Origin of the sequence: Mycobacterium asiaticum (assembly GCF_001668675.1) — a bacterium.
GTDB lineage: Bacteria > Actinomycetota > Actinomycetes > Mycobacteriales > Mycobacteriaceae > Mycobacterium > Mycobacterium asiaticum_D.
Window position 1 is genome coordinate 58496 of the sequence record NZ_LZKQ01000025.1, and the last position, 15357, is coordinate 73852.

Genomic DNA, 15357 nt, shown 5'->3' on the forward strand with positions numbered 1-15357 from the left:
TCAGACCGCCGAGCCGCCGCCGTCGACATGCAACGTCGAGCCGGTGATGAAGCTGGCCCGAGGTGAGCTGAGGAACAGCACCGCCTCGGCGATCTCCGCCGGGTGGGCGGTGCGGCCCAGGGGGAGCGCCTTGCCGAGTTCCTCGTTCACCTCGCCCCATTCGGCGGCGACACCGGGCGTGCGGGTGGGGCCGGGAGCCACACTGTTCACCCGCACGCCGCTGGCGCCGAACTCGGCGGCCCACGTGCGGGTCAAAGATTCCAGTGCGGCCTTGGAAGCGCTGTAGCCCGAGGCCCCTGCCACGCCCTTGGCGGCGACCATGGTGGTGACGTTGACGATGCTGCCCCGGCCCCGCTCCAGCATGCCCGGCACCAAACCCGCGACCAGGAAGTAAGCGCCCCGGACGTTGGTGTCGAACATCGTCTCGAAGCTGGGCATGTCCTGATCGACGGTCAGCGCGGATGGGAAACTGGCGGCGTTGTTGACGATGATGTCGACGTCGCCGCACTGCTGTACCAGGGCTTGCACCGACTCGGCGTCGGCCATATCGGTCTTTACGAACCGAGCGTTCGGCCCGATGGCTTCGGCGGCCAGCTCACCTCGGACCGGGTCCCGGCCCGAGATGATGACCGTGGCGCCCTCGCTGGCGAGCAGTCGGGCCGCCTCCAGCCCGATGCCCGCCGTACCGCCGGTAACGACCGCGGTGTGGTCGATCAGTTCCATCCGATTCACCTCCGGGGCGGCGCGCACCGACTAGCGGGCGGTGCCGCTGGCCACGCTCGCGGCCATCCAGTCGCTGAACCGGGTGGGATAGATGGTCACTTCTTCCCCGGCGACGGGAACGATGGTGTCCTCGTCGAGCACCGCGCCGTAGTAGCGGGCGGCCGGGTCGGTCACCACCTGACGCGGGTCGCCGGTGGCGGCGAACCGGTTGCGGATGAAGTCGTCCATGCCGGCCTTCTCCGGCCCGGCGATGTTGACGACGCCGTTGACCGGTTCGGCGGTCGCGGCGCGAGTCACGGCCGCGGCGACGTCCGAGGCGGCGATGGGTTGGAAGGCCCCGTGCGGCGCGCGCACGGTGTCACCGTCGGCCAGCGAATCGGCGATGCCGTCGACGAATTCGAAGAACTGCGTCGCCCGGACGATCGTGTAGGGCGACCCCGATTCGGTGATCACCTGCTCTTGGGCGATCTTGCCCCGCATGTAGCCGCTGTCACCGGCCCGGGTCAGGCCGACGATCGAGAGCGCGATGTGGTTGCGCACGCCGGCGGCGCGCTCGGCCTCCAGCAGATTGCGGGTCGAGGTGGTGAAGAAATTCAGCACGTCTTCGTCGGACCACGACGGCGAGTTGGACACGTCGACGACGGCGTCGACACCGGCCATCGCTTCGGCGACACCCTCACCGGTAAGGCTGTTGACGCCCGAGCTGGGCGACGCCGCAATGGCCTCGTGCCCCTGTCCGGTCAGATTGGCGACCACCTGCGACCCGATCAGCCCGGTGCCGCCCACGACCAAAATCTTCATTGCCACGCCTTTCCAAGTTTCTCCCGATGAACTGGCACGTTCAGCATCCCCCGGCCACGGGGTGGGGTGAACCCTTGAAAGTCCGTAGTCAGTCCGTAGGCCGCAGCTGCCGGCGTGACTTGATGCCCAGCTTGGCGAAGACCTTCCGCAGGTGCCATTCCACGGTGTGGGTGCTGATGAACAGCTGTGCGGCGATCTCCGGGTTGGTCAGACCGTCGCCGGCGAGCTTCGCGATCTGCGCCTCCTGCGCGGTCAGTTCCATCGCCGGCGCCGCCGCGCGTTTGCTCACCTTCTGACCGGTCACCAGCAGTTCGCGGCGGCTGCGTTCGGCAAACCCGTCGGCACCCATCCGGGTGAACATCTCGTGGGCGGTGTGCAACTGGCTGCGGGCATCGACGCGGCGGTTGCAGCGGCGCAGCCATTCCCCGTAGAGCAGATGCGCGCGGGCGAGCTGGACGGCGATCCGGGTGTTGCCCAGCTTCTCGATCGCCTCCCGGTAGTGGGCTTCGGCTCGGCGGTCGTCGGCGAGCAGCGCTCGAGAGCGTGCCAAAATGCCTGTCGCCCAATCGGTTCGGCTGGCCAGGGCACGCTCTTCCAGGCGGCCCAAAGCCTGCAGGGCGATGTCTCGCTCACCGCTGCGGGCCGCCGATTCGATCAATTCGACCAGACACCATCCGAATAGGCCCAAGTCGTCGTCCTCGCACGCGCGCCGGGCGGCGGCGCACGCCTCCTCGTACCGGCCCAGGCCGTTGTAAAGCACGGCCGTGGCGAAACTCGTCAGGGCGATCACCCGGCCTTCGCCGCGGGCGACGCCGTCGTGCAGGGCCGACCCGATCAGGTGCAGGGCCTCCGATTCCGCGCCACGCAGCGCCGCCAGCAACACCGAGTGGTACTTCACCGGGGCGTAGCCGGTGGCGGTGGTGATGGCGTCGGCTTCCTCGATGAGGACTGCGGCGGCGCCGAACTCACCGGCCTGGACATGCACCCCCGCGCGGTAGACCAGGGCGAGTGGCAGGACGGCGAGCGCACCGGCCTGACGGGCCATCCGCACCGCGTGAGTGGCCAGTTGGTGCCAGATCTCGTCGTCCCAGAGTTCGTGCGCCGCGGACTCCTGCACGATCGGGAACGCCTGCCAGAACCAGCGCATGATGTCGTTGCTGCCGCGCTCGGCTTCGGAACGGATCAGCGCGAGTGCGTCGCGCAACGTCACCAGGCTCGCGGCGTGGCCCTCGGTGGCCCGGATCGCGATGCCGTCCAGCAACAGGTCCACCGCCCGTGCGGGATGGGGCCCGGGCGGTGCCGTACGCGCGGCGGCCGCCGTCATCCGGATGCCGCCGTACGGACACAGCCGTCCGCCGAATAAGGCGGCGCCCACCGCTTCCAGGTAGGTCTCGCGGGACTGGGCGTTGTCCAGCGCGGTGAGCTGCCGCGCGGCGTCCAGCAGCCCGACCGCCGAATCGGAGACGGTCGGCGCCTCGGGATCGCCGCTGCGGCTGCGGGCAAACGCGATCTGGGCGCGCAGCCGGGTGAGCCGGGCCCGCTGCAGGTCATCCAGCGCAGACCCGGCGCCGGACTCCGCGATGGTGAGCAGCTCGTCGGCGGAGTCGAAGGCCGCCGCGTCCCACTTGGCCTGGGCGGCGGCGAGCGCTCGGACCGACCGGCGCATCGGATCGGCGGTCAACTGGGTGGCCCGTTCCAGGAATGCCGCCGCGGCGGCCACCCCACCTCGCGCCTGCGCACGCTCGGCGGACAGCTCGAGCTGCACCGCGACCGAGTCGTCGGGTCCCGTGGCGGCCAGCGCCAGATGCCAGGCGCGGCGATCCGGATCGGCGTCCCCGTCGGTGACCGCGGCCAGTGCCCGATGTGCGCGTCGACGCTCCATCAGGCCCGCGGCCCGGTAGGCGGCCGAACGCACCAATGGGTGGCGGAACCGCACCCGAGTTCCGACATCGATCAGCCCTGCCGCCTGGGCACCCACCGCGGCGTCATCGGGTAGCCCGAGGTGTGCGGCGGCACGCATCAACAACGCCGCGTCGCCGACTGGCTCGGCCGCGGCCGTGACCAGCAGCTGCTGGGTGTGGCCGGACAGTTGCTCGATGCGGCGCAGGAAGGTGCGCTCGATCTGCCCGACCAGTGGTTGCGCATCGGGCGGCCCGAATCCGCCGGCCAGCTCCGCAGCGGTCAGCCCTTTCGGCAACTCCAGCAGGGCCAGTGGGTTGCCCCGGGTTTCGGCGACGATCCGGTCGCGCACCTCGTTGTCGAGCCGGCCCAGGACGGCCGAATCCAGCAACGCGCGGGCCTCGCCTGCGTTCAGCCCCTGCAGGGTCAGCTCCGGTAACCCGGCCAGCTCCTCGGCCGGTCCGTCGCGTACCGCGAAGACGATCGCGACGGGTTCGGCGATCAGGCGCCGGGCGACGAAAGCCAAGGTCTGGGCCGACACCCGATCGATCCACTGCGCATCGTCGACGAGGAAGAGCAGCGGCTGCCGTTCGGCGGCCGCCGCGATCAGACTGAGCACCGCCAACCCGACCAGGAACCGGTCGGGGGCGGGCCCGGCGCTGCGGCCGAACGCGATCTCCAGTGCGTCGCGCTGCGGCGTCGGCAGCTCACCGATCCAGTCCTGCAGCGGTATACACAGTTGGTGCAGCGCAGCGAAGGCCAGCTCCATCTCCGATTCGACGCCCGACACCCGCGCCGTCTGGAAGCCCGCGGCCCGCTCCGCGGTGAAATCCAGCAGAGCGGTTTTGCCTATGCCGGCTTCACCGCCCAGCACCAGCACCTGGCTTTGTCCCGACCGGGCTGCGGACATCAACCGTTCCAGCGTCGCGCATTCCGCGCGCCGACCCCGTAAACGAAGCGCCCGATCGGTGATCACCCTGCCGGATGACCTTACCGATAGCGCGGAGCTTCGTGTTAAATCAACTGCTTGACTTAATGCGGTCGACGCCGATTAACTCGACGAGTGGTCAACGAACTGGCGGACAGGGTTGCCGTCGTCACCGGTGCGGCTTCGGGGCTGGGCCGTGGCATCGCCGAACGGTTCGCCGCCGAGGGCGCGCGGGTTGTCATCGCCGACGTGCAGACCGAGGGCGGCCAGGCACTGGCCGAAGCACTGGGTCCCAATGCCGTCTTCCAGCGCACCGACGTCTCCGATCCCGAACAGGTGAGCGCGCTGGTGGCCACGGCTGTGCAGACGTTCGGGGGCCTGCACATCATGGTGAACAACGCCGGCGTCTCCGGGCCGCTACGCCGCCTGCTCGACGACGATTTCGCCGACTTCCACCGCGTGATGGCGGTCAACGTCCTCGGGGTGATGACCGGCACCCGCGATGCCGCGCGGCACATGGCGGCCCATGGCGGGGGATCGATCATCAATCTGACCTCGATCGGCGGCATCCAGGCCGGCGGGGGTGTCATGACGTACCGCGCATCCAAGGCCGCGGTCATCCAGTTCACCAAGTCGGCGGCAATTGAGTTGGCGTATCACGAGATTCGCGTCAATGCCATCGCCCCCGGCAACATCCCCACGCCGATCTTGGCGTCGTCGGCAGCAGACATGGACCCCGAAGAACTCGAGCAATTCGAGGCCCGGATTCGTCAGGGGATGCGCGAGGACCGGCCGCTCAAGCGGGAAGGCGCCCCCGACGACGTCGCGGAGGCCGCCTTGTACCTGGCGGGCGAACGATCGCGCTACGTCACCGGTATCGTGCTTCCGGTGGACGGGGGAACGGTCGCCGGCAAGGTGATTCGGTCCCGCAAGCGGGACTGATGCTGTCGATGTCGATCCTGTCGAAACAGGCGGTGGCCGACACGGTGGCGCGGGTCATTGCGGCCACGATCAACCCGGCTCCCAAGCCGGCCGTGCGCTTTCCCGAAATCGGCGGTCGCACCACCCGGGTCGTGATTCCGACCCGCCATGGCGAGGTGTCCGCCACCGTCTACCACCCGCCCAGTGCCGGTGTCGGGACGGCTGTCTATGTCAATGTCCACGGCGGCGGATTCGTCGTCGGGCATCCCGAACAGGACGACCCGTGGTGTCGCTACCTGGCGGCCCATACCGGTGTGGTCGTCGTCAACACCGACTACGTCTTGGCTCCCGGCCATCGCTTTCCCGCTGCGCCCCAACAGATTTACGACGTCGTGTGGTGGGCGGCAAGCGCAGACCGGGACTGGGACGGGACGCGCCTTTGCGTCGGCGGTCAGAGCGCCGGCGGCAACTTGAGCGCCGCCGCAGCCCGCCTCGCGCTGGAGAACGGCGGTCCCCGCATTGCGTTGCAGGTGCTGCACTATGCGCCGCTGGATTTGGTGACGCCCACCGGTGAGAAGGCGTCCACGCTTGGGAGCCGGGCGGTGATGAAGCCGTGGATGGGCAAGGTTTTCGACACCGCCTACATCCCGGATCCGGCACACCGGCGTGATCGGCTGGCTTCGCCGGCGTGGGGCACAAACGCCAATGGCATTGCGGGCATAGCGCCCGCTTTGATCGTCACGGCCGAACACGACCGGCTCCGCGACGAGGCCCGTAGGTATGCGGACAAGCTCGCGGCCGTCGGCGCGTTGGTCGAGTATTACGAGGTGTCCGGCGTCGACCACGGGTACAACATCATGACCGGTGCCGCGGATGTCACCCGCCGCGCGTATGCCCGAATCGCGGAGCACGTTTCGAAGGCCATTGGCCCGAACGCTACCGCGAATTAAATCAGTCGCTTGACTTAACGGTGGGCGAGGCGTTGACTGGCCGGTATGACCACTGTCGGCCGGGTCGTTCGCAGCGAGCGGGCCAGCTCCACACAGGAGGCGATCCTGGTCGCCGCCGAGCGGCTGTTCGCCGAACACGGCGTCTTCGCGGTGTCCAACCGCCAGGTCAGTGAGGCGGCCGGGCAAGGTAACAACGCCGCCGTCGGCTATCACTTCGGCACGAAGGCCGACCTGGTCCGCGCGATCGAACACAAGCACCGGGGTCCCGTCGAGCAGTTACGCGAACGGATGGTGGCCGCCCTGCCGACCGCCGCCGGCATGCGGGACTGGGTCGCGTGCCTGGTCCGGCCGTTAACCGATCACCTCGAGGCGCTCGGCAATCCCACCTGGTATGCGCGGTTCGCCGCCCAGGCCATGACGGACCCCGCCTACCAGAACATCGTCGTCAAGGATGCGTTGAGTTCGTCGTCGCTGGTTCAGGTCATCGACGGGATCAGCAGCTGCCTGCCCGACTTGCCCGTCGATGTCCGGTTCGAACGAAACATCATGGCGCGCAACCTGTTGATGCATACCTGCGCCGATCTCGAGCGGGCGCTGGCCGAAGGTACCCCGGTGCCCCGGCCGTCCTGGCGGGCCGCCGCCACCGGACTGATCGACGCGATCGTCGGACTGTGGCTGGCACCCGTCACCGTTGCGGATGAAGAGTCAGGTAGATGAAAGTCTCTGTCAATCAAGATATCTGCGCTTCATCGGGCAACTGCGTAATGAACGCGCCCGAGGTGTTCGACCAACGCGACGAGGACGGCGTCGTCGTCCTGCTCAACCCGAACCCGCCCGCCGACCAGGCCGAGGGCGCGCGCAAAGCCGCCGCCTTCTGCCCGGCTCTGGCCATCCAGATCGAGGAGTGACCGTGTCCGAGACCCTGACGGATAACACCACCGCCACGGACATCCCGGAGTATCCGATGCCGCGCGCGGCCGGTTGCCCGTTCGCACCGCCCCCGGACGTGATGGCACTGGCCGAAGCCAAACCGCTGTCGCGGGTTCGGATCTGGGACGGCAGTACCCCGTGGCTCATCACCGGTTACGAGCAGTGCCGGGAGTTGTTCTCCGATTCCCGGGTCAGCGTCGACGACCGGGTGCCCGGGTTCCCGCACTGGAACGCCGGCATGTTGTCGACGGTGCACAAGCGCCCCCGCTCGGTGTTCACCTCCGACGGTGAGGAGCACACGCGCTTCCGGCGAATGTTGTCCAAGCCGTTCACCTTTCGGCGCGTCGAAGGGTTGCGGCCGGCCATTCAGCGGATCACCGACGACCACATCGACGCCATGCTGGCTGGGCCGCAGCCTGCCGATGTGGTCAGTGCGCTGGCGTTGCCGGTGCCGTCACTAGTGATCAGCCAGTTGCTCGGGGTGCCCTATGAGGACGCCGAACTGTTCCAGGAACACGCCAACGTCGGGCTGGCTCGCTACGCCACCGGTGAAGAAGCCACCAAAGGCGCAATAAGCCTGTACAAGTACATCATCAAGCTGGTCGAGGCCAAGATGGAGAACCCGACCGAGGACGCGGTCTCCGATCTGGCCGAACGGGTCAAGGCCGGCGAGCTCAGCGTGAAGGAGGCAGCCCAGCTGGCCAACGGGTTACTGGTCGCCGGCCACGAGACCACCGCGAACATGATCGGGCTGGGCGTGCTTGCGCTACTTGAAAATCCGGATGAGCTGCCCGCCATTCGCGACGCCGACGATCCCAAGATCGTCGCCAACGCGGTCGAAGAACTCCTGCGCTACCTCAGCATCATTCAGAACGGACAGCGCCGCGTCGCCATCGAAGACATCTCGATCGCCGGCGAGGTGATCCGCGCCGGCGAGGGCATCATCATCGACCTCGCTCCGGCGAACTGGGATGCACAGGCATTCACTGAACCCGAGCGGCTGTACCTGCATCGCTCCGGTGCCGAACGCAATGTCGCCTTTGGCTACGGTCGCCACCAGTGCGTCGGCCAGCAATTGGCGCGGGCCGAGCTGCAGATCGTCTTCCGCACCCTGTTCCAGCGGATTCCGACACTGAAACTTGCTGTCCCGCTTGACGAGGTCCCGTTCAAACACGACCGCCTCGCCTACGGCGTCTACGAGTTGCCGGTCACCTGGTAAGCCTCAGCCCACCGAGAAGTATGTGAAAGGTCGACGATGACTACACCAACAAGCACCCTGTATCCGCCGAAAGGTTTCGGCGCACCGAAGGATCGTCGCGGGCATGCCATCGGCAGTGACGTGGGGTTGCCTTCGGGCACCGAGGTGTTCTCGGCGGACAACCATATTTCGCTCGCCGCCGACATCTTCTACGAGCGCTTCCCCGAAGACCTGAAGGACAAGGCGCCCCGGATCTGGTACGAGGAGGGCGCATACCAGGTCGGCCGCAAAGGTCAGTCGTTCCTGCCGGGCGACTTCAGCGCGGTACTCATGCAATACGACGACCTTCCCGGGGCGGCCAGCACCAATATCGACGCCCGCATCCAGGAGTTGCGCGAGGACGGCGTCGATAAGGAGCTGGCCTTCCCCAACGCGGTGCTGGCGCTGTTCCACTACCCGGACAAGAAACTTCGCGAGCTCACCTTCCGCATCTATAACGAGTACATCGCGGAACTGCAGGAGCGTTCCAATGGCCACTTCTACGGTGCGGGCCTGATCAACTGGTGGGATCCGAAGGGCACCCGGGACACCCTGGCCGAGCTGAAGTCTTTGGGGCTCAAGACGTTCCTGATGCCGCTCAACCCCGGTAAGGACGACGACGGCAACCCGATCGACTACGCGAGCACGGCGATGAGCGCGGTGTGGGATGAGATCGAGGCGGCCGGGATCCCGGTCACCCACCACATCGGTGAGACCCCGCCCAAGAGCCCGTGCGAGTTCAACAGCGTGGTGGTCGGCATGATGATCAACATCGACGGGTTCCGGGAAACGTTCTCCAAGTACATCTTCGGAGGGATTCTCGACCAGCACCCGAATCTTCGGATCGGCTGGTTCGAGGGCGGGATCGCGTGGGTGCCGTGGGCCCTACAGGACGCCGAACACCTGGTTGCCTCCTACCAGCACATGTTCAACCGGCCGTTGCAGCACGATGTCCGGTACTACTGGGACACGCACATGAGCGCGTCATTCATGGTCGACCCGCTGGGCCTGGAGCTGATCGACCGGATCGGCGTCGACAAGGTGATGTGGTCCTCGGACTACCCGCACAACGAGAGCACGTACGGGTATTCGGAGAAGTCGCTGGCGGCCGTCGTGGACGCGGTCGGGCCGGAGCGGGCCGCGCGAATCGTGAGCGGCAACATCACCGAATTCCTGGGCCTGTGACCGTCTTTGCCGATGCACCTGGGTTGACCATTCCGGAGCGTCCCGACCTGTCGCGGATGCGCCGGGAGACCGGGGCGCGGCTGCGGGCCGCCATGGCCGAGCGCGGCGTCGACGCCCTGGTCCTGCTGGGCAACAACGCCGTCGTCTATGCGACGGGGGCGAGCTGGCCGCTGGGTGATGCCGGGGTGTCCTACGTCGAACGCCCGGTGGCGGTGGTGCTGGCCGACGATCCGTGGCCGCATCTGTTCCTGCCGTTCCGGGAGGGTGCCGCGCAGGAATCGGAGTTGCCCACCGACCACCTGCACGGACCGGTCTATCTCGAATTCGACGAGGGGGTCGACGATTTCGCCCGGCAGCTGGCCGACCTGGTTCCCGCCGGAGCGACCGTGGCGGTCGACGAATTCACCGGCGCCATGTCACGAGCCCGGAAGGCGTTGTTCCCCAACGGTGCTCCCGTCGACGCTTCGGCAGTGGTGAGCGCCGCCAAGGTGGTCAAAACCCCGGACGAATTGGCTTGCATCCGTACCGCGGTGCGGATCACGGATCAGGCCATGGTCGAAGTCCATCGGGCACTGGTCCCGGGCATCCGCCAGATCGACCTCTCGGCAAGGTTTTTGCGCCGAGCCTTCGAGTTGGGAGCGATGGCCAGCATGCTCGAGCCGATCTGGCAGGTGATGCCGCCCAGCAAGGCCGAGGGGGTGTGGACCACACACGGTGACCTCGCGTTGCCGCTGCTGAGCACCGAACGCGAACTTGCCAAAGGTGATGTGCTGTGGACCGACGTCAGCATCACCTACCAGGGTTACTGCTCGGACTTCGGGCGGACCTGGATCGTCGGGCAGGATCCCTCGCCGCGCCAGCAAGCCCAGTTCGAGAAGTGGCGCGAGATCATGAATGCCGTGGTGGGGGTGGCCCGGGGGGGTGCCACCGCCGCCGACCTCGGCCGCGCGGCCATCGCCGCCAACGGCGGCACTCGGCCGTGGCTGCCACACTTCTACCTCGGCCACGGGATCGGCGTCAACGCCGCCGAAATGCCGATGATCGGAACGGATCTCGGCGACCAGTTCGACGAGAACTTCGTCCTCCAGCAAGGCATGGTGCTGGTGCTCGAGCCGGTGGTCTGGGAGGACGGCACCGGCGGCTACCGCAGCGAAGAGGTCCTGGTGATCACCGAGGAAGGCTCGACACGATTGACCGATTACCCCTATGACCCCTATGTCGACTGAGGTTCTGCCCGACGCCCGCGCGCTGCGCAGCGGACGCCGCGAACGAGCCCTGGCGCAGATGGCAGAGCACGACCTCGACGTGCTGGTGCTGGGCCGCCAGGCCAACGTCCGTTACGTCACCGGCGCGCCGCAACTGTGGGTTGCCGGGACCCGGCCGTTCGGCCCGACGTGTGTGCTGGTCCGCGCGACCGGCGCCATTCATCTGCTGAGCACCTGGGACGAGGGCGTGCCGGAGGACATTCCGCACGAGAACCTGTACGGCATCTCCTGGAACCCGGTCAACACCATCGCTGCGCTGCAGCGCATCGACGGCGCGGCCGACGCCCGACGGGTCGGAACTGATGCGCTGTCACCGGTTTTCGCGCAGTTGCTGCCGACCGCGTTTCCCGCGGCCGAACTCGTCGACGGAGAACTCGCGATGCGTGCGGCCCGCCGCATCAAGACCGACGCGGAAGTCGATGCGCTGCGTAAGTCCATCAAGGTGGCCGAGTCCGGCCTGGCCACCGCCGCATCGTCATTGCGGCCGGGAGTAAGCGAGCAGACCCTGGCCGGAGTGCTGCTGGAGGCGCTTGCCGCGGGCGGAGTGAGCACGCCGTCGAGTCAGGATGTGGCGTGGGTGACCTCTCGCGAACACCCCTGGCGGCGAGCCGCCGGTGACGGTCGGGTGCAGACCGGTGACCTGGTCGCGCTGTCGGCCGGCGTGGTGGCCGGTGGGTATATCGGCGAGGTCGGCCGCACCTGGCCGGTGGGCGAAAACCCTGGTGCCGCGGCGCTGTACGAGCGTTGGGATCGGTTGTGGTCGCTGCTGATCGCGGTGTGTCAACCGGGAGCCGGGGCCGGTGAGCTGCTGGCCGCCTACGCGGCGGCAGGCGAACCCGCACCGCCGATGCCCGTAGCCCGCGGACTGGGGATGGGCTTCGACCCGCCGGTCATCTCTGCGCGCCTGCCCCGGACCGCCGGCGAGGAGCGCCTGGAGCCCGGCATGGTTCTCGCCATCACGGGCTACGTCTGGGAGCCGGCCGTCGGCGCGGTGTTCGGACGTGAAGCGGTACTGATCGAAGCCGACGGGCCCGAGGTGCTGACCGCGAGCCCGTTCTGGCGCAGGTGATCGATGGCCGCCAAGGCGGAGAAGATCAACAATGCCAAACGGAAGCGGAAGCGCTAGTGGAATCGCCGCTGTCCGGTTACACCGTCGTCGACCTGTCCACCGGCATCGCGGGTGCCTACTGCACCAAACTGCTCGCCGACGGAGGCGCCGAGGTCGTCAAAGTCGAGCCACTGGCGGGGGACTGGTTACGGTCTTGGTCTTCTTCGTTTGCGACGATCGCGCCCGGCTGCGACGGCGCGCTGTTCAGCTTTCTGGCGGGGTCCAAGCGCAGCGTCGTCGTCGACCCGCGCGACGCGGACGACATCGGGTTACTCAACCGGCTGCTCGCCGCCGCGGACGCCGTCGTCTGGTCACCGGGATCTACGGTGGCGCAATCGTTTACACCGCATAAGATCCGGGGTAACCACCCGCACCTCGTCGTCACATCGATCACCCCATTCGGACTGGACGGTCCGTGGCGGGACCGCGCGGCAACCGAATTCACGCTGCAGGCGTGGTCGGGCGGCATCATCGGCCTGGGCCGCGGGGTGGCCGACCGGGCACCCGTCCACGTCGGCGGGCAGGTTGGCGAATATCTGGCCGGTGCCTATGCCAGCGCCGCGACGCTGGCCGCGCGGTGCCTCGGTCGTGGTGAGCTCATCGACCTGTCGATGCTGGAGACTCAAATCCTCGGCCTGACTTACTATCCCGTCACCTATTTCGAGATGCTGGGCCGGCCCTGGCGGGACGCCAGGCGGCCCACCGTGCCCGGGGTGGCGGCCGCGCAGGACGGTCTGGTGGACCTCGGCTGCGGGACCGCGCAGCAATGGTTCGACCTGTGCGCCATGGTCGGCCACCCGGAATGGATCGAGGAGAACTCGCCCCTGACGATCACCGAGCAGGCCAACATTCATGCCGATGACATCTATGCGTGGGTTCGCAGCCAGCCGGCCGACGAGATTCGCGAACTGGCCACCGCATTCCGGATACCCAACGCGCCGGTGGCCAACGGTGCGAACGTCACGTCGCTGGAACACTTTCGGGCACGCGACTCATTCATGCGCAACCCGCGCGACGGATTCACCCAGCCGCGCCACCCCTACCGGATGCAGCCCGCGCAGTTGCGCGAGCCGGGCCCGGCCCCCCGACTCGGTGAGCACACCGCCCACTACCGGGCGGCCGGTCTCACCCCCCGTGCGGCGTCCGCCCCGGACCGGCCCGCACCGCACCTGCCGCTGAGCGGGCTTCGGGTACTGGACCTGACGACCTTCTGGGCAGGCCCATCCTGCACTCACTTCCTGGCCATGCTCGGTGCCGAGGTGATCCACGTGGAATCCACCGGCCGCCCGGACGGGACCCGGTTGATCGCCGGCATGCCGGTCACCGAGGAGCAATGGTGGGAGAAGTCGCCCATCTTCGCCGCCCTGAACACCAACAAGAAGGGTCTGACGCTGGATCTGCAGAGTCAGCGGGGACGCGAGCTGCTGCATCGACTGATCGGCACCTGTGATGTGGTCGCGGAGAGCTTCACACCCCGCGTCCTCGATTCGATCGGGTTGGATTTCGCTGCGGTGCAGTCGATTCGGCATGACGCAGTGATGGTGCGCATGCCGGGCTTCGGTCTCGACGGCCCGTGGCGGGACAACCCGGCCTTCGCCTACGTCATCGAATCGGCATCCGGAGTGAGCTGGCTGACCGGCTATCCCGACCGCACCCCATTCGAACCGTACTCCGTGGGGGATCCCAACGCCGGGGTGCACGCACTCAACGCGCTGCTGCTGGCCCTCGAACATCGGCGGCGAACCGGCCAGGGTGTGCTGGTGGAGGCGGCCATGGTGGATGCGGCGCTGAACATCGCCGCGGAGCAGGTCATCGAGTACTCGGCGTACGGAGCGCTGCTGGAAAGGGCCGGCAATCGCGGGCCCACCGCCGCACCGCAGAATCTGTACCGTACCAACGAGATCGACGAATTCGGGCGGCTGGACAGTTGGGTCGCGATCGCGGTGGCCACCGACCGGCAATGGGGTCAGCTCCGTGACGCGCTCGGATCACCCGCGTGGGCAACCGATCCCGCGCTGAGCACCGCCCCCGGCCGGCGAGCTGAAGCCGACCGCATCGACGAACAGCTGGCGACCTGGTGTGCTGACCGGACCGGCGACGAGATCGTCGCTGCCCTCTGGGACGCCGGCGTGCCGGTGGCCAAGGTCCTGCAGCCGCACCGCCAGACGGAGATACCGCAATTGGACGCGCGCGGCTTCTTCGAAGTCGTCGACCACCCGGTGTGCGGCCCGGCTAGGCTCAGCACCGTGCCCATGCGGATGTCCGGCGGTCCGTGCCGGTTTCATACCGAGCCCGCGCCCTTGCTCGGGCAACACAACCACGACTTGCTCACCGAGCTGGGGCTGACCGATGCCGAGATCGCTGAGCTGGAGGCCGACGGCGTGATCGGCCAGGCACCGCGATGATTAGTTGCGCGAGCAGACGCAAAAGCCCCCGACACGCCGGGCGTGCGGGTGCTTTCGCGCCTGCTCGCGGGAGGGGGTGAGTGGCGTGCCGATCGATCCGTCCGGCATCCTGCTCACCGACCGCGTGGCGGTGGTCACCGGCGGCGGGGCGGGCATCGGCCGGGGTATCGCGGCGGGGTTCGCGGCGTTCGGGGCGCGGGTGGCGATCTGGGAGCGCAACCCCGACACGTGCGTACGGGCCGCGGAATCAATTGGCGGACTGGGCATCACCATCGACGTTCGGGACAGCGCCCAGGTCGACGCCGCCTTGCAGCGCACGATGGCCGAGCTGGGTACACCGACGATCCTGGTGAACAACGCCGGCGGCGTGTTCTCGTCGCCCCTGCTGGAGACCAGCGAAAACGGTTGGGACGCACTGTATCGGGCGAATCTGCGGCACGTGCTGCTGTGCACGCAGCGAGTCGCGCGAACGATGGTGGCAGCAGGCCTGCCGGGCAGCATCATGTCGGTCACGTCGATCGAAGGCGTGCGGGCGGCGCCGGGCTATGCCGCGTACGCCGCGGCCAAGGCCGGCGTCATCAACTACACCAAGACCGCGGCACTGGAGTTGGCGCCCCATCGCATCCGGGTCAACGCGATCGCGCCCGACATCACCATGACCGAAGGCTTGGCGGCGCTCGGCGGCGAGGATGCCAGCGCGGCGATGGGTGCCGTCGTCCCGTGGGGCCGTCCGGGCCATGTCGACGAAACGGCCAGTGTCGCGGTGTTTCTCGCCTCGGACATGTCCACCTACATCACCGGCCAGACCTTGCACGTCGATGGTGGAACACACGCGGCCGGCGGCTGGTATCACAACCCGCAGACGGGGACCTACCAGCTCGGACCCTAGGTTGGGTGGCGGGGGGGGCCCCCCCCCCCCCCCCCCCCCCCCCCGCCGGGGGGGGGGGGGGGGGGGGGGGCGGCGCCCGCCCCCCCCCCAGCACGCCCCGCGGGGGGGGGGGGAGA

At 68.1% G+C, this 15357-nt stretch carries 13 protein-coding genes; 10 read left to right on the top strand and 3 right to left on the bottom strand.

All coding sequences use genetic code 11. From position 1 onward, the window contains the following. From A9X01_RS02025 to A9X01_RS02035, 3 genes are all read right to left on the bottom strand, one after another. The gene (locus tag A9X01_RS02025; RefSeq protein WP_065119058.1) at positions 1 to 723 is read right to left on the bottom strand and encodes an SDR family NAD(P)-dependent oxidoreductase; all 723 of its coding nucleotides are present in this window, start codon (positions 721 to 723) and stop codon (positions 1 to 3) included. Between the two features lie 30 nt (positions 724 to 753). Next, a complete protein-coding gene (locus A9X01_RS02030; protein WP_065119060.1) occupies positions 754 to 1524 on the bottom strand; it encodes an SDR family oxidoreductase in 771 nt (256 codons plus the stop codon). A gap of 88 nt (positions 1525 to 1612) precedes the next feature. Continuing rightward, positions 1613 to 4399, bottom strand: a complete 2787-nt coding sequence (locus tag A9X01_RS02035) for a helix-turn-helix transcriptional regulator (protein ID WP_081282154.1) — start codon at positions 4397 to 4399, stop codon at positions 1613 to 1615. An 87-nt stretch (positions 4400 to 4486) separates the two neighbouring features. Between A9X01_RS02035 and A9X01_RS02040 the strand changes: the two genes are divergently transcribed. The 10 genes from A9X01_RS02040 to A9X01_RS02085 all read left to right on the top strand — a co-directional run bounded on the left by A9X01_RS02040 (position 4487) and on the right by A9X01_RS02085 (position 15241). Beyond that, positions 4487 to 5293 carry an SDR family NAD(P)-dependent oxidoreductase gene (locus A9X01_RS02040; RefSeq protein ID WP_065119061.1) on the top strand — a complete coding sequence of 269 codons (807 nt, stop codon included), beginning with the start codon at positions 4487 to 4489 and terminating at the stop codon, positions 5291 to 5293. A gap of 92 nt (positions 5294 to 5385) precedes the next feature. Then, positions 5386 to 6222 carry an alpha/beta hydrolase gene (locus A9X01_RS02045; protein ID WP_065119081.1) on the top strand — a complete coding sequence of 279 codons (837 nt, stop codon included), beginning with the start codon at positions 5386 to 5388 and terminating at the stop codon, positions 6220 to 6222. Positions 6223 to 6267: 45 nt separating this feature from the next. Next, positions 6268 to 6939, top strand: a complete 672-nt coding sequence (locus A9X01_RS02050) for a TetR/AcrR family transcriptional regulator (RefSeq protein ID WP_065119063.1) — start codon at positions 6268 to 6270, stop codon at positions 6937 to 6939. Further along, positions 6936 to 7130 carry a ferredoxin gene (locus A9X01_RS02055; RefSeq protein WP_036365249.1) on the top strand — a complete coding sequence of 65 codons (195 nt, stop codon included), beginning with the start codon at positions 6936 to 6938 and terminating at the stop codon, positions 7128 to 7130. The genes A9X01_RS02050 and A9X01_RS02055 overlap by 4 nt, the downstream gene beginning before the upstream one ends. Positions 7131 to 7132: 2 nt before the next feature. Next, complete coding sequence (locus A9X01_RS02060; RefSeq protein ID WP_065119082.1) at positions 7133 to 8371, top strand: cytochrome P450; 1239 nt, start codon at positions 7133 to 7135, stop codon at positions 8369 to 8371. 36 nt (positions 8372 to 8407) lie between these two features. Further along, the gene (locus A9X01_RS02065) at positions 8408 to 9574 is read left to right on the top strand and encodes an amidohydrolase family protein (protein ID WP_065119064.1); all 1167 of its coding nucleotides are present in this window, start codon (positions 8408 to 8410) and stop codon (positions 9572 to 9574) included. Positions 9575 to 9630: 56 nt separating this feature from the next. Further along, complete coding sequence (locus A9X01_RS02070) at positions 9631 to 10800, top strand: M24 family metallopeptidase (protein ID WP_081282158.1); 1170 nt, start codon at positions 9631 to 9633, stop codon at positions 10798 to 10800. Beyond that, positions 10790 to 11908, top strand: coding sequence for a M24 family metallopeptidase (locus A9X01_RS02075; protein ID WP_065119067.1), 1119 nt, complete (start codon positions 10790 to 10792; stop codon positions 11906 to 11908). Before A9X01_RS02070 ends, A9X01_RS02075 begins: the two co-directional genes overlap by 11 nt. A 56-nt stretch (positions 11909 to 11964) precedes the next feature. After that, positions 11965 to 14352 (top strand): CaiB/BaiF CoA-transferase family protein, encoded by a 2388-nt coding sequence (locus A9X01_RS02080; RefSeq protein ID WP_065119068.1) that lies wholly within the window; start codon positions 11965 to 11967, stop codon positions 14350 to 14352. A gap of 85 nt (positions 14353 to 14437) precedes the next feature. Then, on the top strand, positions 14438 to 15241 hold the full coding sequence (locus A9X01_RS02085) for an SDR family NAD(P)-dependent oxidoreductase (RefSeq protein WP_065119069.1): 804 nt from the start codon (positions 14438 to 14440) through the stop codon (positions 15239 to 15241). Positions 15242 to 15357: the final 116 nt, after the last annotated feature.